Origin of the sequence: Pseudomonas veronii, from assembly GCF_002028325.1 — a bacterium.
GTDB lineage: Bacteria > Pseudomonadota > Gammaproteobacteria > Pseudomonadales > Pseudomonadaceae > Aquipseudomonas > Aquipseudomonas veronii.
This window is the reverse complement of record NZ_CP018420.1, coordinates 2,310,283-2,328,233: the sequence shown is the minus strand read 5'-3', so window position 1 is coordinate 2,328,233 and position 17,951 is coordinate 2,310,283. Positions and strand designations below refer to the sequence as shown.

Below are 17,951 nucleotides of genomic sequence, written 5' to 3'. Positions count from 1 at the left end.
TGTCCCGTCCTGAATAAGGTTTACGCCTTCTGACCTATCTTCAGGAGGACTCAATGGATACGGGCAAAAGGCGCAGCCAGCGCGACTACACGTTAGCTTTTAAATTATCGGTCGTAGACCAAGTTGAAAAAGGCGAGTTAAGTTATAAAGAGGCTCAACGGCGCTTTGGCATTCAGGGCCGGTCCACGGTACTGGTTTGGTTACGCAAGCATGGCCGACAGGACTGGAGTCAAGGCGCATCAATTCGAGCGCCGCGGAGCAAGCCAATGACCGACCCCAACCTCCCGCTAACACCCGAACAGCGGATCAAAGAGCTTGAAGAGCAACTGGCACTGAGCAATCAGAAAGCCCAGTTCTTTGAGGCTGTCGTGAATGTCTTGAAAAATGACTACGGTGTTTCCATCGTAAAAAAGCGACCCGGCAAGTCCTCTCGCAAGGGCAAATCCAAAACCTGAGCATTACCAGGGCTTGCCTGTTCATGGGTATTTCGCGTCAAGCGTATTACAAACGCAATCGAGTTTTTGATGCCCGAGTCCGCCAGGACCAGGAAGTGGTGGACTTTGTTCTGGAAAAGCGTCGACGCCAACCCAGGCTAGGAACGCGTAAGCTGCATTACCTGATGAGCATTGAGGCTGGTGCGGCATTAAGTGTCGGCAGAGACCGCCTGTTTGCCATCTTGAGAGAGGCGCGAGCGCTCGTTCCACGCAAGCGGGCCTACCATAAAACCACTCATAGCCATCATCGTTTTCGCCGCCATCCAAACCTGCTCAAAGCAGGTCCGGAACAAGTCGTAGCCAGCAGGCCCGAACAGGTTTGGGTCGCAGACATTACCTATCTACCAACGCGGGAAAGTGTCGCCTACGTCAGCCTGATAACGGACGCGTACTCACGCAAGATCGTAGGTCATCATGTGCATGAAAGCCTGCATACGGAATCGGTGATCAAAGCGCTGCAGAAAGCGGTTAGCCAGCGAAGCTCCAAGGAGCCGCTTGTCCATCACTCAGACCGCGGCGCCCAATACTGCTCCGACTTATACCAGCGGATGCACATCAAGCACGGGATCAGGTGCTCAATGACCGACGGTTATGATTGTTATCAGAACGCGATGGCCGAGAGGATAAACGGGATTTTGAAAACTGAATTTTTGCTACATCGCCCCAAAGACTTGGCAGACGCAGTAAAAATGGTGGATGAGTCGGTGCGGATCTACAACGGGGAGCGACCGCATTTCTCCCTGAAATACAAAACGCCCGATGCGGTGCACCGGGCGTTTTGAGACTGAAATAGGTGTAAACCTATTTCAGGACTAGACACTCAGCACACGGTTATTCAGAAAGCGCCCATGTAATCACGCTTGCCCACTTCCACACCGTTGTGACGCAGCAGTGCGTAAGCGGTGGTGACGTGGAAGAAGAACTGCGGCAGGCCGTAGGTCAGCAGATAGGACTGGCCGCTGAAGCGCTTCTCTTTCGGCGTGCCTGGGCGAGTGATAATCTCGATGCCTTCTTTGCCGTCGATTTGCTCGGGCTTGATGCTGTCCATAAACGCCAGGACCTTGGCGATCAGCGCTTGCAGGTCGGCGAAGGTCACTTCGTTGTCTTCGTATTTCGGCACTTCGATCTCGGCCAGGCGCGCGGAAACGCCCTTGGCGAAGTCGACGGCGATCTGCACCTGGCGCACCAGTTGGAACATGTCCGGGAACAGGCGCGCTTGCAGCAAGGCGTTGGGTTCGATGTTCTTCGCGGTGGCGTGGGCTTCGGCTTTGTCCAGCACACCGCTCAGGGCGGTGAGCATTTGCTTGAAGACTGGGACGGAAGCGGCGTACAGGGAAATAGTCATGACAGTCTCATCGGTAAGGGCTGGGTTGGAACCAGCTGCGATTATAGCCATGCCGGCCGCTTGTCTTTTATTTTTTCGGGATTAGGCTAGTGCGTTCACTGCATAGGGAAAGCGCGATGACCGCTGAACACGATATCGACACCCCTGAGCCGCGCCTGAACAGCACGGAAATCCGCATCCTGGGCTGCCTGATCGAAAAACAGGCGACCAACCCGGAAACCTACCCCCTGACCCTCAACGCGCTGGTGCTGGCGTGCAACCAGAAGACCAGCCGCGAGCCGGTGATGAACCTCAGTCAAGGCCAGGTCGGCCAAAGCCTGCGCGTGCTGGAAGGCCAGGGTTTCACCCGCCTGGTCATGGGCAGCCGCGCCGACCGCTGGGAACACCGGGTCGACAAGGCGCTGGAATTGGTGCCGGCCCAGGTGATCCTGACCGGGCTGCTGTTTCTGCGTGGGCCGCAGACGGTCAACGAACTGCTGACCCGCAGCGGGCGCATGCATGACTTCGAGGACGCCGACCAGGTCGTACACCAGTTGGAACGCCTGATTGCGCGGGGGCTGGCCGTGCTGGTGCCGCGCCAGGCGGGGCAACGCGAGGATCGCTATACCCACGCGCTGGGCGACCCGGCGGATATCGAGGCGATTATCGCGGCGCGCGGCAACCCGGTGGAACGCGGGGCCGGCGGGGTCTCAGTCGAGCGCGTCGAAGAGCTGGAAGCGCGGATTGCCGCGCTCGAAGAACGGCTGGCACAGCTGGAACAGGCCTGACACGCTCAACCCCCTGTAGGAGCCGGCTTGCCTGCTCCTACAGGTGATTGGCCGCGCTGTTCAGCCTCGCGCAAACGCGACGGCGCTTTCGAACTGCTCCTGGGTCGGCCGCACCCCGGTGTACAACACAAACTGCTCCAGCGCCTGGATCGCGATCACTTCCAGCCCGGTGATCACGCGCTTGCCTTGGGCACGTGCGCGCACGATCAACGGTGTTTCCGCCGGGATCGCCACCACATCGAACACAGTCTGCGCCTGGTCCACCGCGTCAGCCTCGAAAGCCAACTGATCGGCCTCGGCCCCGCCGGTCATGCCGATCGGCGTGACGTTGATCAACATCTGCGGGCGCAGATCGCCCAATTGCGCCTGCCATTGATAACCCAGGCTCTGCGCCAGCGCCCTGCCCGCCGCTTCGTTACGCGCCACGATCACGCCATTGGCATACCCGCCGTCGCGCAGGGCACTGGCCACGGCTTTGGCCATGCCGCCGCTGCCGCGCAGGGCAAAGGTCGAATCTGTCGGCACTGCATGCTTTTTCAACAGTTGCGCGATGGCGATGTAGTCGGTGTTGTAGGCCTTGAGATGGCCGGCCGTGTTGACGATGGTGTTCAGGGACGCGATGGCTTTGACCGAACTGTCCAGTTCGTCCACCAGGGCAATACTGGCCTCCTTGAACGGCATCGACACCCCGCAACCGCGAATCCCCAACGCCCGGATACCGCCGATCGCGCCGGCTAAATCCTGGCTGCTGAAGGCTTTATAGTAGAAATTCAGACCCAGTTGTTCATACAAATGGTTATGAAATCGCAGGCCGAAATTCCCGGGACGCGCCGACAGTGACATGCACAGTTGGGTATCCTTGTTGGGGTGCATCTGCATGGGTAACTCCTTGAAGTAAGCAAATCGGTACAGACCTTACACAATCTTTACCAATCGGCCGTGCTGTTTTTCAGAAATACGTTGTCTTAAAAGTATCCCCGCGACATTACTTGAGCCAATTGATTGCAGGCCACAAGCGCAGGGGCTAACCGAGGAATGACCATGATTCGTAAAATCCCCAAGATCGCCTTGCTTATCGGTGCACTCGCTATGGCAGGCCAAGCCTCCGCCCACGGTGGTGGATGGGGTGGTCCGGCCGTCTTGGGTGCGTTAGTCGGCGCCGCCGTCGTAGGCTCCGTGGTTGCCAGCCAACCCCGTGAAGTCTATGTGCAGCAGCCGGTGTATGTGCAACCGCAACCGGTTTACGCCGCACCGCCGCCTGTGTACTACGCACCACCGCCGCCGGTGTATGTGCAACAAGAAGTCTATTACCGCCCGGCGCCGGTGTATTACGGGCCACCGCGTGGCTATTACGGCCACCCCCACGGCTACTATGGCCGCGGTTGGTAAGCTTGAACCGATCTGCCTGAACCGGCCTCGCCCACCCGCGGGGCCTTTTTTTGCATGGCGTTTTATCGCACCTCGCGCGGATTGATCGTACCAAGGTCGTTATAAGGACAATGGCCGAGTCGTAATCCCACATCATCGAAGCCGAAAGTCTACTTGCCCGACCGGGTCTCGCGCTGTCATGTTTGTGTCACGACTCACTTTCACTATCCCACCTCTGAACCCGATAACAACAAGGACGGCTGACCATGCCCACGCAAAATCCACACCACGTAGCCGGACTCTGTACGTCCAGCAAGGTCTACAGCGCACTGACCGAACTCAAGCACCTGGAAGGCCACCGCAGCGCAAAATTCCTCGCACTGCTGACCGAAAGCCTGGTGCGCAAAGGCCTGCTCAATGAGCAAGAAGTGGTACACATGCTCGATCAAGTGGTGGAGTGACGCCTGGCGTTGATGTCGACTATCAAGCCGGGTGATTTTTCCTCGACGCTGGCACCCCGTAAGGTGACCCTCATAGCGATTGGAGGTCCATATGCCCACTATTCAGATCATGTCCGTCATCGGCAGCGCCGTTCCTGCCCCCCTGCGCAAGCTGGGTATACTCGCCTGCTGGTACCTGATGCACGATGGCGAACCCGTCAGCGGCCCGCTCACGTCGTTATCGGCTGCCGAGCAACAAGCGGCAACCTTCAGGCTGCGCGCCTGAGGCCTAGGGCAACGGCAACTTGAGCCGCGGCTTGCTTTCGACAAACAACGCCCAGCTGGACATGAACAACGCCGTCACCAGCGGCCCGATCACAAAGCCGTTGAGGCCGAACACCGACAAGCCGCCCAGGGTCGAGATCAGAATCAGGTAGTCCGGCATCTTGGTGTCCTTGCCCACCAGAATCGGGCGCAGCACGTTATCCACCAGGCCGATGACGAACACACCAAACAGGCTCAGCACCACGCCTTGCCAGATCGCCCCGCTCAGCAGGAAGTACGCCGCCACCGGCCCCCACACGATCCCCGCGCCCACCGCCGGCAGCAGCGACAAAAACGCCATCAGCACCGCCCAGAACAACGCGCTGGGAATGTCCAGAAACCAGAAGATCAAACCGCCCAACGCCCCTTGGGTCACGGCAACCAACACGTTGCCCTTGACCGTGGCGCGCACCACGCGGTTGAACTTGAGTTGCAGGCGGCGCTTTTGCGGCTCGGCCAGCGGCACCGCCGTGCGGACTTTTCGCACCAGCTCCGGGCCGTCACGCAGCAGGAAAAACAGCAGATACAGCATGATGAAAAAACTCACCAGGAAATCGAACGTGCCCTGGCCAAAGCTGAACGCCTGACTGGCGAAGAACTGGCTGCCCTGCATCGCACTCTTGACGATTTTCTCGCGCAGGCTTTCCAGGTTGCCCATGCCGAAGCGGTCCAGAAGGTGCTGAAAATAAGGTGGCAGGAAGTTCTTGAACTGTTCGATATACCCGGCCACGTCCAGCTTGCCGCTTTCGACATTTTTGTACAGCGTGGCCCCCTCCTGCACCAGCAAGGCGCTGGTGATGATCACCGGCAGAATCGCAATCACCAGGCACACCGTCAGGGTGGCCAGGGAGGTCAGGTTGCGGTTCCAGCCTGATTTCACCTGCAGGCGCCGCTGCATCGGGGCAAAGATGATGCCCAGGATGACCGCCCAGAACACCGCGCCGTAAAACGGCAGCAATATCCAGATAAAGGCAACGGTCACCAGGGCCAGCAGTAACAGCAGAGTCTTGAATTGCAGGTTGGTTTGATTCATGTCCGATCCAGGTCAAAAAGCCGGGCGCGCGCTTGCGTCCACGTGCTTAGTCCGTCGCAAATCCCGGGAGTGCCTTTTTTGTTGCAGCAAGCGTAGACCTGGATCAATAAATCCCTGCACGCGTTCGGCTACGCTCGCGGCCTTTTGGGCCCCACTCCCCATGTCTCTCGTCCTTGCACCCGAACTGCTCGCCCCCGCCGGCACCCTGAAAAACATGCGCTACGCCTTCGCCTACGGCGCCGATGCGGTATACGCCGGCCAGCCGCGCTACAGCCTGCGCGTGCGCAACAACGAATTCGACCACGCCAACCTGGCCCTGGGCATCGAGGAAGCCCATGCACTGGGCAAGCGTTTCTACGTGGTGGTCAACATCGCGCCGCACAACGCCAAGCTGAAGACCTTCCTCAAGGACCTGGCCCCGGTGATCGCCATGGGCCCGGATGCGTTGATCATGTCCGACCCCGGGCTGATCATGCTGGTGCGTCGCCACTTCCCGATGATGCCCATCCACTTGTCGGTGCAGGCCAATACCGTGAACTGGGCCAGTGTGGAATTCTGGCAACAGCAGGGCATCTGCCGGGTGATCCTGTCGCGGGAATTGTCCTTGGAAGAGATCGGCGAAATCCGCGAGCAAGTGCCGGCCATGGAGCTGGAAGTGTTTGTCCATGGCGCGTTGTGCATGGCCTATTCCGGGCGCTGCCTGCTCTCCGGCTATATGAACAAGCGCGACGCCAACCAAGGCACCTGCACCAACGCCTGCCGCTGGAAATACCAGGCCACGCCGGCGGTGGAAAACGTCACCGGCGATATCGTCCAGGAATATCAGCCGGAACCCACACTGGGCATTGGCGCGCCGACCGATCAGGTGTTCCTGTTGCAGGAGGCCAACCGCCCGGATGAACAGATGCCCGCCTTCGAAGACGAGCACGGCACCTACATCATGAACGCCAAGGACCTGCGCGCGGTGCAGCATGTGGAGCGCCTGACCCGCATGGGCGTGCATTCGTTGAAGATCGAAGGCCGCACCAAGTCCCACTTCTACTGCGCGCGCACCACCCAGGTGTATCGCCAGGCCATCGATGACGCCGTGGCCGGTCGCGAATTTGACCGCAACCTGATGACCAACCTGGAGTCACTGGCCCAACGCGGCTACACCGAAGGTTTCCTGCGTCGCCATGTACACGACGAGTACCAGAACTACCAGAACGGCAGTTCGGTGTCGGAACGTCAGCAGTTCGTCGGCGAATTGACCGGCGAGCGCCGGGGCGAGTTGGCGGAGGTCAAGGTGAAGAACCGCTTTGCGGTGGGCAATCACCTGGAACTGATGACCCCCGCCGGCAACTTCCACTTCGACCTGGCCACCCTGCACAACGCCAAGGGCGAAGCCATCGAGGTGGCGCCGGGGGATGGGCACACGGTGTATGTGCCCTTGCCGGCGCAGATGGATCTGCGTTTCGGCCTGTTGATGCGCGACGTCGAGTAACCCCCTCAGATCCTGAACTGGGCCACCAGTTGGCCCAAGCGCTGGCCGAGGTCGGCCAGGCTGCGCGACGTCTGGGCGCCCAACTGGGTTTCATCGGCCACGCTGTCGACCGCCACGGCAATCTGATGCACGCTGCGGTTGATCTCTTCGGCGACCGCGGTCTGTTCTTCGGCGGCGCTGGCAATTTGCGCGTTCATCGAGTTGATGGTGCCGATCAACTGCGCCATGGTGTCCAGCGACGCCCCGGCTTCGTTGGCTTGGGCCGAGGTGCCGTCCCCGGCATCGCTGGAGCGGCGCATGGCCTCCACGGCGGCGACGGTGCCTTTTTGCAGGCGGTCGATCATGCCCTGGATTTCCTGGGTGCTGGTCTGGGTGCGACTGGCCAGGGCACGCACTTCGTCGGCGACCACGGCAAAGCCGCGACCGGCCTCCCCCGCCCGCGCCGCTTCGATCGCGGCGTTAAGGGCCAACAGGTTGGTCTGCTCGGCAATCGAGCGGATCACGCCGAGCACGCTGACAATCGACGACACATCCTGCTGCAAGCTGTCGAGGGACACGCCGCTGCTGCGGATATCGTTCACCAACGCATGGATCTGCGCGATGCTGCCGTCCACCACGCGCTTGGCGGCCTGGCCCTCGGCGTCGGTCTGTTGCGCAGCCACGGAAGCGCCTTGGGCGCTGCGCGCAACCTCCTGGGCGGCGGAAGACATTTGATTGATCGCGGTGGCCACCTGGTCGGTCTCGTGACGCTGACGCTCCATGGCCTGCTCCGAACGCTGCGCCTGGTCGGACACCTGGCCCACCAGCCCGGTGAGTTGCGCGGTCATTTCGGTGATCTGGCGCACCAAACCGTGGATCTTTTCGACAAACCGGTTGAAGGCCCCGGCCAGATCGCCCAGCTCATCCTGGCTGGTGATAGCCAGGCGCCGCGTCAGGTCGCCCTCACCGGCAGCGATGTCGTCGAGGTTGGCTTTCATCAGATGCAGCGGACGCAGGATGGTATTGGCCAGGACCATGCCCGCCGCCGCAATCACCAGCAGCACCAGCACGGCCACACCGAAGATACTCAGCAATACGCCCTCCATGCGCTTCTTGACCTTGGCCTCGACCACCGCCACCTGGGCATCGATGCCATCCAGGTTGACCGAGGTGCCGAATACCATGTCCCACTTGGGCAGGTATTCGGTGTAGCCAAGCTTGGGCACCAGTTCGGTCTGGCCGGGCTGGGTCGAGCTGTATTGCAGGTAGTGAGTGCCGTCCTTGCCGACCTTGACCAGGTCGCGGTTGACGTAGACGCCATTGGGGTCGCGGTTGTCCTTGAAGCTCTTGCCCACGCCGTCCGGGCTGTTGCCCTTGAACAGGCGGATGGTTTCGGAGTCGTAGCCGAAGAAGTAGCCATCCTTGCCGTAGCTGGTATTGGACAGCAGCTTGACCACCTCGGCACGCGCCGCCGTATCGCCCGGGGCGGCGGCGTCGTAGAGCGGCTTGATGGTGGTCATGGCCACTTCCACATAGCTCTGCAGAGTGGCCTTGGCGGCGTCGAGCAAGTGCTGGCGGGTCTCATCCACCTCGTTGCGCGCTTGCCCCTTGAGGATCCACACCGTGGTCAGGCTGATCACCAACGCAAACAACAGCACCGGCACGATGGCCAGGCACAGGACTTTGACCTTCAGGCTCAGACGCATGGCTTTTCTCTCTTATTAGTGGCGGCTTGAGAGGTTAACGGCCAGTTGCGCGGATTCTGTAGGACGACCTCGTCAGAGCGTCATCGCCGCCACCCAGCCAAACACCAGCAGCGGGATGTTGTAATGCAGGAACGTCGGCACCACGGTGTCCCAGATATGGTGGTGCTGGCCGTCGATATTCAGGCCGGACGTCGGGCCCAGGGTCGAGTCTGACGCTGGCGAACCGGCATCGCCCAAGGCGCCGGCCGTGCCGACGATGCACACAATCGCCAGCGGGCTGAAGCCCAGTTGCACACACAGCGGCACGAAAATCGCGGCCAGGATCGGCACCGTGGAAAACGACGAACCGATGCCCATGGTCACCAGCAGCCCCACCAGTAACATCAGCAACGCCCCGATCCCACGGCTATGGCCGATGAACGCCGCCGACGTTTCCACCAGCGAGCGCACGTCTCCGGTGGCCTTGAGCACTTCGGCGAAGCCTGAAGCGGCGATCATGATGAAGCCGATCATCGCCATCATCTTCATGCCTTCGGTGAACAGGTCGTCGGTCTCGCGCCAGCGCACAATGCCCGATACCGAGAAAATCAGGAACCCGGCCAGGGCGCCGATGATCATCGAGTCCAACCACAACTGAATGATGAACGCCGAGGCGATCGCCAGGCCGGCCACCAGCAGGGTCAATGGGTTGTATTGCACCGCGACCTGTTCGACCCGCTCGATTTTCTCCAGGTCGTACACGCGCTTTTTACGGTAGCTGACAAACACCGCCACCAGCAGGCCGACCACCATGCCCAGCGCCGGCAGGCCCATGGCGTGGGTCACGTTGACCTGGCTGATATCCACGCCGCTCTTGGCCACGTTGGCCAGCAGGATCTGGTTGAGAAAGATGTTGCCGAAGCCCACCGGCAGGAACATGTAGGGCGTGATCAAACCGAAGGTCATCACGCAGGCGATCAGGCGACGGTCCAGTTGCAGTTTGGTCAGCACGTACAGCAACGGCGGCACCAGCAGCGGGATAAACGCGATATGAATCGGCAGGATGTTTTGCGAGGCGATCGCCACCACCCACAGCAGGCCGATCAGTAGCCATTTGACATGGCTGCCGCCGCTGGCTTCCTGGCGATCGACCAGCAGCAACGCCTTGTCCGCCAGGGCATGGGCCAGGCCGGACTTGGCAATCGCCACCGCGAAAGCGCCGAGCAATGCGTAGGACAAAGCCACTGTCGCGCCACCACCCAGCCCACCGTTGAAGGCCTGGAGCGTGGCGTCGATGCCCAGGCCACCGGTCAGCCCGCCCACCAGGGCGCCGACGATGATGGCGATGACCACATGCACGCGGGACAAGCTGAGCACCAGCATGGTGCCGACCGCGGCGATGACTGCGTTAATCATGGTTACCTCAAGCAAAAAACAAAATACAGGCATGCCCGCACCGGCATGACTGCCGGTGTGCAGGCTGGAAGGAGGTCTTATTAGAGGGCGCGCACTTTGCAGCAGGCGCGGTCGCATGTCAAAAAACGACGTCGCCTGCAAATTTAAATTGAACGTTTGAATAAAGAAAAAAATACAGCCGCCGATATAAAGGCTCTCTATGTTTTCAGGTAAAGGATGCTCCGCGATGTCCCTCAGACAGCTGTCCATTCAATGGAAAATCACCCTGCTCGCCGGCCTCTGCCTGCTGGGGATCGTGACCCTGCTGGTGGGTCTGTCGCTGTATCGCATGGAACAGAGTTCGCAGCAGGTCAAAGCCTCCAGCATGCACATGCTCGACGAAGCGGCCCGGGCGCGTATCGAAGCCCAGGGCGAAGCGCAGGCGCTGGGCATCCGCCAGCAGTTCATGGATGCCTATCAATACGGTCACGGGTTTTCCCGCCAGGTGCTGTTCCTGCGCGAACAGGCAGAAAAGCGCTTCCTTGACGCCTTCGACACCCGTGAAGACTTGACCCGCCAGGTCAAGGCCGCCTTGCAGGCCAACCCCGACCTGCTCGGCTTGTCCCTGGTGTTCGAAGCCAATGCCCTGGACGGCAAGGATGAGCTGTTCGTCAACCAGCCAGAGCTGGGCAGCAACGACAAAGGCCGATTCGCCCTCTATTGGTCACAGCCGACGCCCGGCAAACTCACCGCCATGTCGCTGCCCGAAAGCGACATGTCCGACACCAGCGTCGGCCCGAGTGGAGAAAAGGCCAACGCCTGGTTCACCTGCCCGCGCACCACCCTCAAACCGTGTGTGATCGAACCGTACTTCTATGTCATCGACGGCCAAAACGTACTGATGACCAGCCTCGTGTTCCCGCTGATAGTGAATGGCAAAGTCATCGCCTCGCTGTCGGTGGACATCAACCTCAACAGCCTGCAGGCGGTGAGCCAGCAGGCGAGCCACACGCTGTATGACGGCCAGACCCAGGTCAGCATTCTCAGCGCCACCGGCTTGCTGGCCGGCTACAGCCCGGATGCGAGCAAGCTCAGCCAGCGCCTGGACCAGGTCGACACTGCCAGCGGCGCGCAATTGCTCAGCGCCCTGGCCGGCAGTACGCGGATCAGCAGCCTGCGTGCCGACCATCGACTCAAGGTCCTGGCACCGTTCACGCCGATCCCCGGCGGCAAGCCGTGGGGCGTGTTGCTGGATGTGCCGGAAAAAATCCTGGTGGGCCCGGCCGAAGCGCTCAAAGCGCAACTGGACGCCGACAACGCCCGTGGCACCCTGCTCGAGTTGAGCCTGGGCCTGCTCGCCGCCGTGATCGGCCTGGGACTGGTGTGGCTGATGGCGCGCAGCGTGACCCGGCCGATCCTGAGCGTGGCGCACATGCTCGAAGACATCGCCAGCGGCGAAGGCGACCTGACCCGCCGCCTGGACTACGCCAAACAGGACGAGCTGGGGCAACTGGCCGGCTGGTTCAACCGCTTCCTCGACAAACTGCAGCCGATCATCGCCGAGGTCAAACGCTCGGTGCAGGACGCCCGCGGTACCGCCGACCAATCCGCCGCGATCGCCAGCGAGACCAGCGCCGGCATGGAGCAGCAATACCGCCAGGTCGACCAGGTGGCCACCGCCTCCCATGAAATGAGCGCCACCGCCCAGGACGTCGCCCGCAGTGCGGCCCAGGCCGCCCAAGCCGCGCGCGATGCCGACCAGGCCACCCGTGACGGCCTGCAGGTGATCGACCGCACCACCACCAACATCGGCCATCTGGCGGCGGACATGAGCACCGCCATGGCCCAGGTTGAAGGCCTGGCGACCAACAGTGCGCAGATCGGCTCGGTGCTCGAAGTGATTCGCGGCATCGCCGAGCAGACCAACCTGCTGGCCCTCAACGCCGCCATCGAAGCGGCCCGGGCCGGTGAGGCCGGCCGTGGGTTTGCCGTGGTCGCCGACGAAGTGCGCAACCTGGCGCGTCGCACCCAGGAGTCGGTGGAAGAAACCCGCCTGGTGATCGAGCAACTGCAAAGCGGCACCACCGATGTGGTCGGCGCCATGGGCAACAGCTATCGCCAGGCCCAGAGCAGCGTCGAACAAGTCGGCGAGGCGGTCACCGCCCTGCGCCAGATCGGCGCCGCGGTCACAGTGATCAGCGACATGAACCTACAGATCGCCAGCGCCGCCGAAGAGCAAAGCGCAGTGGCCGAGGAGATCAACAGCAACGTGGCGACAATCCGCGATGTCACCGAGTCGCTGTCGGAACAGGCCAACGAATCGGCGCGCGTCAGCCAGGCGTTGAACCACCTGGCCAATCAGCAACAGGGGTTGATGGATCATTTCCAGGTGTGAGTGACCGACACCGACTCTGAAGGAAATCCAATGTGGGAGGGGGCTTGCCCCCGATTGCAGTGGGTCAGTCAAAGGCTACATCGACTGATTCACCGCTATCGGGGGCAAGCCCCCTCCCACACTTTTGATCGGTTGGTCACCGCCTGGCCATGATTAATACATGTAAACGATGTCTCCGGTTTCAAACGTAAAGGATGTCTCCGGTCTGTACCGGGGTAAGCCCCCTCCCCCCATTTTTGATCGACCTCAGCGTTTGGGCAGTTCGATCAGCACCTTGAGCCCGCCCAGTTGGCTTTCCTGCAACTGCAACACCCCGCCCCACACCTCAACGATATCGCGCACGATCCCCAGGCCCAGGCCATGGCCGTCGGTCTGCTCATCCAGGCGCGTACCACGGCTGAACACCCGGTCGCGCTGGGCTTCGGGAATGCCGGGGCCGTCGTCTTCCACTGCCAGCAGGTAACTGTGCGGCGTCTCGCCGATGCTCAGGCGCACCTGCGCATCCGCCCATTTGCAGGCGTTGTCCAGCAGGTTGCCGAGCAGCTCCAGCAGGTCTTCGCGGGCCCAGGGCAATTGCAGGCCAGGGACGGCGTGGTGGCTCAAGTCCAGGTGGTCGCCGTGGACCATGTTCAGGGTCGCCAGCAGGCCCGGCAGTTCGTTCGCGCAATCAAACAAGGCGCCCGGCAGGGTGTCGCCGGCCAGGCGTGCGCGGTTGAGTTCGCGGTCGAGGCGTTGTTGCACCTGTTCTAGCTGTTCGCGCAGCAGCGTGCGCAAGCGCGGCTGATCCTTGAGCGCTTCGCTCGACGCCGCGCTCAACAGCACCGACAGCGGGGTTTTCAGCGCGTGGCCGAGGTTGCCCAGGGCATTGCGTGAACGCTTGAGGCTGTCTTCAGTGTGGGCCAGCAGGTGGTTGATCTGCGCCACCAGCGGTTCCAGCTCCTGCGGCACCTGGGTGTCGAGTTGCGAGCGCTGGCCCTGTTGCAGCTGGGCGATCTGGTTGCGCGCAACTTCCAGCGGGCGCAAGGCACGACGGACCGTGACCCGTTGCAGGATCAACACCAGCAACAGGGCCGCCACCCCCAGCACCAGGCCGATCTGACGCATCAGCCGAAAGCTTTCGCGCACGGGCGTGTAGTCCTGGGCCACGCTGATGGAAATCAATTGGCCGAAGCGCTTGTAGTCCGAACGCAGTACCAACAGTTGCTGGCCTTCCGGCCCCAGTTGCAGATTGCCCTTGAGCCCGGCCGCGGGCAGGCGTGGCAGCTCCTGGTCCCACAACGAGCGGGAGCGCCAGTGGATGTCGGCGAAATCGATACGGAAATAATGCCCCGAGAACGGCCGCTGATAGGCCGGCGCCAGGCGTTGCTCGTCGAGTTGCACGCCATTCGGCCCGCGCACCAGCGCCACCAGCAGGTTCTCGCTGTCGTTGCGCAGGCCGGCCTCCAAATAGCGCTGCAAACCGGCTTCGAACAACCACAGGCTGGTTTGCGCCAGCACCACGCCGACCACCACCATCACGCTGATCAGCCCCAGGCTCAGGTGCCGCTGGATCGACTTCATGCAGGACTGGCGCCGAACCGGTAACCCTGGCCGCGCCGGGTCTCGATCACGCTGCGGCCCAATTTGCGGCGCAGGTGGTTGACGTGGACTTCGAGCACATTCGAATCGCGCTCGGTCTCACCGTCATACAAATGCTCGGCCAGATGGCTTTTCGACAGGATCTGTTGCGGGTGCAACATGAAATAGCGCAGCAAGCGAAACTCGGCGGCGGTCAGCTGGATTTCGTCGCCGTCGCGCAGCACGCATTGGCGCCCTTCATCCAGGTGCAGGCCGGCCGCTTGCAAGGTCGGCTGGTTGGCCTGGCCATGGGAGCGGCGCAACAGCGCCTGGACACGCAGGTGCAGTTCTTCGGGGTGAAACGGTTTGCTCAGGTAATCATCGGCGCCGGCCTTGAGCCCTTCGATGCGCTCGGCCCAGGAATCGCGCGCGGTGAGGATCAGCACCGGGGTGGCCAGCGCGGCCGCGCGCCATTGCGCCAACACCTCGAGCCCGGGCAAGCCGGGCAGGCCGAGGTCGAGGATGATCAAGTCATAGGGTTCGCTGCGGCCCTGGTACGCGGCATCGCGCCCATCGGCCAGCCAATCGACGGCATAGCCCTGGCGCTGCAGGCCGGCCAGCAGTTCATCGGCCAGCGGTACGTTGTCTTCCACCAACAGCAGGCGCATCAGTCTTCCTCGTCTTTGATCAGCGCACCGCTGGTGGCGTCGAGTTTGATCTCGCGCACCACACCGTCGGTCGTCACCAGTTCCACTTCATAGGCATATTGCTCGTCCTTTTTCTCAAGCTCGGCCTCCAGCAGCCGCGAGCCGGGGTGGCGCGCCATGGCCTGCTGCAACAGTTGCTCGAGCGGCAGGATCACCCCCTGCTGGCGCAGTGCCAAGGCTTCGTCCTGGTTGAGGTCGCGGGCTGACAGGCTTGAGCAAAACGCCAGGAGCACCAGCCCCGCCCAGCCAGCGGCGCGTCGATATACCTTCATTACGTATCCTGATGATTCTTGAGCACATGCCCGGTGAGCGCGTCCAATTCAACCTCCCATTCGATGCCGTCGACATCCTCCAGTTCGACCTCGTAGAGGTACTTGCCGTAGACCTCGTCCAGGTCGGTGTCCAGCAGGGTCGAACCGGGATGCAAGGCCAGGGCCGTGGCGTCCAGCTGATCGAAGGCGACAATAGTAACAGTGCCGGGCCCGCGGAGTGACTTGTCGGGGTCGGCTGCCAGGGCCTGTGCCGCCAAAGAGGCCGCGCACCCGGCGGCGACCAGCATTGTAAGACGCTTCATGCTGAGTCTCCGTTTCACGATATTTGTCCTACACCCGCCAGGGTATCCGTGGCAACTTAACTGAAACTGAATTGCCACCATGGCAATTCGCGTCACCCGCGTTTTCCTTCACCCGGCGAGATTTTCTATACTGCCCCGCTCGCTTCAACAGAGACCGGTATGACAGCCATCCACATCAAGTTTCCCGCCCTGACCCTCAAGGCCGGCAAACGCGCCTTTGCGCGCATTCGCGAGCAAGGCCTCAAGCCTGCCGATGTCGGTATCCTTCCCGGTGCGGCAGGCGGGCCCAAGGCCTTGGGCATCCAGGGCCTGGACCTGGCGCTGTTCGGCGAGTGGCTGCCCCGAGCGCCACGCGAACGTGCGCTGATCGGTGCCTCCATCGGTTCCTGGCGGTTTGCCAGCGCCTGCCTGCCCGACCCGGTGCAAGGCCTGCTCGACCTCGGCCGCCTGTACAACGAACAACGCTTCGCCAAAGGCGTGACCATGGCCGAGGTCAGCCAGAGCTGCCGGCGCATGCTCGATGACCTGCTGGCCGGGCGCGATGCGCGGGTACTGGACAACGCCGGCTATCGGCTGAACATCATGGTGGTCAAGAGCCACGGCCTGCTCGCCGATGACCACCGCGGGCGGCTGGGCCTGGGCCTGTCGTCGGTGATTGCCGACAACCTGCGCGGCCGCGCGCGGCTGTCGCGGCATTTCGAGCGGCTGATCATCCATGACCCGCGCCAGGCGCCGCCGGTGCATGCGCTGCGGGATTTTCCGTCGCGCTTCCTCAACCTGAACCTGGGCAACCTGCGCCAGGCGCTGCTGGCGTCCGGCTCGATTCCCCTGGTGATGCAAGGCGTGCGCGACCTGCCTGGCGCCGGTGCCGGCACCTACCGCGACGGCGGCCTGCTGGATTACCATCTCGACCTGCCCTACCACGGCGATGACATCGTGCTATACCCGCACTTCACCGACCGCGTCATCCCCGGCTGGTTCGACAAGGGCCTGCCGTGGCGACGCAGCAATCAACAAGGCTTGCAGGACGTGTTGCTGCTGGCGCCGTCGAAGGACTACCTGGCCCGCCTGCCCCACGGCAAACTGCCGGACCGCAGCGACTTCAAGCGCTTTCTGGGCGATGACGCGACTCGCAACAAATACTGGCAAACCGCAATGAGCGAGAGCCGGCGCCTGGGCGATGAGTTTCTGCACCTGGCCGACCAGGGTGGCCTGGGCGAGCGCTTGCAGGCGCTTTGACCCAGCGGTATGCGCGAGGCGCGATGTAGCTGTTAAACTCGCCGCCTGCCAGAAACCTGACCGAGCTGAAAAATACTGTGGAAATCTTCAAGGAATTTACATTCGAATCCGCCCACCGCCTGCCCCACGTGCCAGACGGCCACAAATGCGGGCGCCTGCATGGGCATTCGTTCAAGGTGGCGATCCACCTGAGCGGCGACCTGGACCCCCATACCGGCTGGATTCGCGACTTCTCGGAGATCAAGGCGATTTTCAAGCCGCTCTATGAACGCCTCGACCACAACTACCTGAACGACATCCCCGGCCTGGAAAACCCCACCAGCGAAGTACTGGCCAAGTGGATCTGGACCGAATTGAAACCCCTGCTGCCGGAACTCAGCGCGATTCGCATCCATGAAACCTGCACCAGCGGCTGCATCTATCGCGGCGAGTAACCCTCACGTCAACGCCCTGCGGGAGCGCCCCATGGAAAACACCTGGCTGGCCCAGGCCAAACGCTTGCAGGCATTGGCTTCCACGGGGCTGCACTTTTGCACCGACGACTTCGAACGCGAGCGCCTGGAAGAAATTGCCGAGATCGCCCACAGCATGCTCGCGCAATTGGGCAATGTGCCGCTGGAGCGCATCAGCGGGCTGGTCCCGGATTTCGCCCAGCGCTATTCGACGCCAATGATCGATGTCCGCGGCGCGGTGATCGACGGCGAGCGCATTCTGCTGGTGCGCGAGGCGACCGATGGTTGCTGGGCGCTGCCGGGGGGCTATGCCGATATCGGTCTGTCGGCCGCAGAAAACATCGTCAAGGAGATCCGCGAGGAAGCCGGGCTGACCGTGACGGCGCGGGCGCTCTACAGCGTCACGCACAAGGCCAAGGGCTTGTATCGCCCGGATGTGCGGGACTTCTACAAGCTGTATTTCCTGTGTGAACGGGTCGACCAACTGGCGCCGACGGCCGGGTTCGAAACCACCGAGGTGGGCTTTTTCGCCCTCGACGACCTGCCGCCGCTGTCCCGTGGGCGCACTATCGAAAGCGATCTCGAGGCGGCCTTTGCGTTTCATCGCGGCGAAACCACGCTGACGCTGTTCGACTGATCCAATTTGTATCACCGCTGCACCGCTTTCGTGCCCGATTGGGCACCGCGACCACTCCCGCCCGCGTTCCGCGCCTG

Annotated in this window: 19 protein-coding genes and 2 pseudogenes; 11 read left to right on the top strand and 10 right to left on the bottom strand. The window is 62.0% G+C overall.

The window, feature by feature from the left end; genetic code table 11:
* The first annotated feature begins 53 nt into the window (after positions 1 to 53).
* A protein-coding gene (locus tag PverR02_RS10845) for an IS3 family transposase (RefSeq protein ID WP_167379478.1) occupies positions 54 to 1,276 on the top strand; the annotation gives its coding sequence in 2 pieces (ribosomal slippage) (positions 54 to 405 and positions 405 to 1,276; 1,224 coding nt in all).
* A gap of 53 nt (positions 1,277 to 1,329) precedes the next feature.
* Here PverR02_RS10845 and PverR02_RS10840 read toward each other — a convergent pair.
* Positions 1,330 to 1,839 carry a DUF1993 domain-containing protein gene (locus PverR02_RS10840; RefSeq protein WP_017847025.1) on the bottom strand — a complete coding sequence of 170 codons (510 nt, stop codon included), beginning with the start codon at positions 1,837 to 1,839 and terminating at the stop codon, positions 1,330 to 1,332.
* Between the two features lie 116 nt (positions 1,840 to 1,955).
* On the opposite strand from PverR02_RS10840, the gene PverR02_RS10835 reads away from it, so the two are divergent.
* On the top strand, positions 1,956 to 2,606 hold the full coding sequence (locus PverR02_RS10835; protein ID WP_079443295.1) for a YceH family protein: 651 nt from the start codon (positions 1,956 to 1,958) through the stop codon (positions 2,604 to 2,606).
* A gap of 60 nt (positions 2,607 to 2,666) precedes the next feature.
* On the opposite strand, the gene PverR02_RS10830 is transcribed toward PverR02_RS10835, so the two are convergent.
* Positions 2,667 to 3,485 (bottom strand): shikimate 5-dehydrogenase, encoded by an 819-nt coding sequence (locus PverR02_RS10830; RefSeq protein ID WP_046384034.1) that lies wholly within the window; start codon positions 3,483 to 3,485, stop codon positions 2,667 to 2,669.
* 156 nt (positions 3,486 to 3,641) lie between these two features.
* On the opposite strand from PverR02_RS10830, the gene PverR02_RS10825 reads away from it, so the two are divergent.
* The 3 genes from PverR02_RS10825 to PverR02_RS32280 all read left to right on the top strand — a co-directional run bounded on the left by PverR02_RS10825 (position 3,642) and on the right by PverR02_RS32280 (position 4,700).
* Positions 3,642 to 3,995, top strand: a complete 354-nt coding sequence (locus PverR02_RS10825) for a hypothetical protein (RefSeq protein WP_046384035.1) — start codon at positions 3,642 to 3,644, stop codon at positions 3,993 to 3,995.
* Between the two features lie 245 nt (positions 3,996 to 4,240).
* Positions 4,241 to 4,435: a hypothetical protein gene (locus tag PverR02_RS10820; RefSeq protein ID WP_017847021.1), complete on the top strand. Its 195-nt coding sequence runs from the start codon at positions 4,241 to 4,243 to the stop codon at positions 4,433 to 4,435.
* Positions 4,436 to 4,526: 91 nt separating this feature from the next.
* Complete coding sequence (locus tag PverR02_RS32280) at positions 4,527 to 4,700, top strand: hypothetical protein (RefSeq protein WP_046384036.1); 174 nt, start codon at positions 4,527 to 4,529, stop codon at positions 4,698 to 4,700.
* Positions 4,701 to 4,703: 3 nt separating this feature from the next.
* Here the strand turns inward: PverR02_RS32280 and PverR02_RS10815 are convergent, their stop codons facing one another.
* Complete coding sequence (locus PverR02_RS10815) at positions 4,704 to 5,771, bottom strand: AI-2E family transporter (protein ID WP_079443294.1); 1,068 nt, start codon at positions 5,769 to 5,771, stop codon at positions 4,704 to 4,706.
* A gap of 160 nt (positions 5,772 to 5,931) precedes the next feature.
* Here PverR02_RS10815 and trhP point away from each other — a divergent pair, with 160 nt between their 5' ends.
* A complete protein-coding gene (gene trhP / locus PverR02_RS10810; protein WP_079443293.1) occupies positions 5,932 to 7,254 on the top strand; it encodes a prephenate-dependent tRNA uridine(34) hydroxylase TrhP in 1,323 nt (440 codons plus the stop codon).
* A gap of 5 nt (positions 7,255 to 7,259) precedes the next feature.
* Here trhP and PverR02_RS33090 read toward each other — a convergent pair whose 3' ends face one another.
* The 3 genes and pseudogenes from PverR02_RS33090 to PverR02_RS10800 all read right to left on the bottom strand — a co-directional run bounded on the left by PverR02_RS33090 (position 7,260) and on the right by PverR02_RS10800 (position 10,331).
* A complete protein-coding gene (locus PverR02_RS33090; RefSeq protein ID WP_371918425.1) occupies positions 7,260 to 8,015 on the bottom strand; it encodes a methyl-accepting chemotaxis protein in 756 nt (251 codons plus the stop codon).
* 102 nt (positions 8,016 to 8,117) lie between these two features.
* Positions 8,118 to 8,939: pseudogene (locus PverR02_RS33085) on the bottom strand (cache domain-containing protein); the annotation flags it as partial.
* A 72-nt stretch (positions 8,940 to 9,011) separates the two neighbouring features.
* Positions 9,012 to 10,331 carry a Na+/H+ antiporter family protein gene (locus PverR02_RS10800; protein ID WP_164887027.1) on the bottom strand — a complete coding sequence of 440 codons (1,320 nt, stop codon included), beginning with the start codon at positions 10,329 to 10,331 and terminating at the stop codon, positions 9,012 to 9,014.
* A 202-nt stretch (positions 10,332 to 10,533) separates the two neighbouring features.
* Here PverR02_RS10800 and PverR02_RS33080 point away from each other — a divergent pair.
* Both PverR02_RS33080 and PverR02_RS33075 read left to right on the top strand, forming a co-directional pair.
* A pseudogene (locus PverR02_RS33080) lies at positions 10,534 to 11,850 on the top strand (HAMP domain-containing protein); the annotation flags it as partial.
* A gap of 102 nt (positions 11,851 to 11,952) precedes the next feature.
* Positions 11,953 to 12,708, top strand: coding sequence for a methyl-accepting chemotaxis protein (locus tag PverR02_RS33075; RefSeq protein ID WP_370737510.1), 756 nt, complete (start codon positions 11,953 to 11,955; stop codon positions 12,706 to 12,708).
* Between the two features lie 246 nt (positions 12,709 to 12,954).
* Here the strand turns inward: PverR02_RS33075 and PverR02_RS10790 are convergent, their stop codons facing one another.
* Genes PverR02_RS10790 through PverR02_RS10775 form a run of 4 tightly spaced genes read right to left on the bottom strand, consistent with a single transcriptional unit; the run spans position 12,955 to position 15,546 of the window.
* The gene (locus tag PverR02_RS10790; protein WP_079443290.1) at positions 12,955 to 14,268 is read right to left on the bottom strand and encodes a sensor histidine kinase; all 1,314 of its coding nucleotides are present in this window, start codon (positions 14,266 to 14,268) and stop codon (positions 12,955 to 12,957) included.
* Complete coding sequence (locus PverR02_RS10785) at positions 14,265 to 14,933, bottom strand: response regulator transcription factor (protein ID WP_046384042.1); 669 nt, start codon at positions 14,931 to 14,933, stop codon at positions 14,265 to 14,267. Before PverR02_RS10785 ends, PverR02_RS10790 begins: the two co-directional genes overlap by 4 nt.
* Positions 14,933 to 15,244 carry a PepSY domain-containing protein gene (locus PverR02_RS10780; protein WP_017847012.1) on the bottom strand — a complete coding sequence of 104 codons (312 nt, stop codon included), beginning with the start codon at positions 15,242 to 15,244 and terminating at the stop codon, positions 14,933 to 14,935. Before PverR02_RS10780 ends, PverR02_RS10785 begins: the two co-directional genes overlap by 1 nt.
* Positions 15,244 to 15,546 (bottom strand): PepSY domain-containing protein, encoded by a 303-nt coding sequence (locus tag PverR02_RS10775; protein ID WP_057004898.1) that lies wholly within the window; start codon positions 15,544 to 15,546, stop codon positions 15,244 to 15,246. Before PverR02_RS10775 ends, PverR02_RS10780 begins: the two co-directional genes overlap by 1 nt.
* A 159-nt stretch (positions 15,547 to 15,705) precedes the next feature.
* Between PverR02_RS10775 and PverR02_RS10770 the strand changes: the two genes are divergently transcribed.
* The 3 genes from PverR02_RS10770 to PverR02_RS10760 all read left to right on the top strand — a co-directional run bounded on the left by PverR02_RS10770 (position 15,706) and on the right by PverR02_RS10760 (position 17,874).
* Positions 15,706 to 16,785 (top strand): patatin-like phospholipase domain-containing protein, encoded by a 1,080-nt coding sequence (locus PverR02_RS10770; protein WP_079443289.1) that lies wholly within the window; start codon positions 15,706 to 15,708, stop codon positions 16,783 to 16,785.
* Positions 16,786 to 16,862: 77 nt separating this feature from the next.
* Complete coding sequence (queD, locus tag PverR02_RS10765) at positions 16,863 to 17,219, top strand: 6-carboxytetrahydropterin synthase QueD (protein WP_017736453.1); 357 nt, start codon at positions 16,863 to 16,865, stop codon at positions 17,217 to 17,219.
* Positions 17,220 to 17,250: 31 nt separating this feature from the next.
* Positions 17,251 to 17,874 carry an NUDIX hydrolase gene (locus tag PverR02_RS10760; protein WP_017847009.1) on the top strand — a complete coding sequence of 208 codons (624 nt, stop codon included), beginning with the start codon at positions 17,251 to 17,253 and terminating at the stop codon, positions 17,872 to 17,874.
* The last annotated feature ends 77 nt before the right edge of the window (positions 17,875 to 17,951 follow it).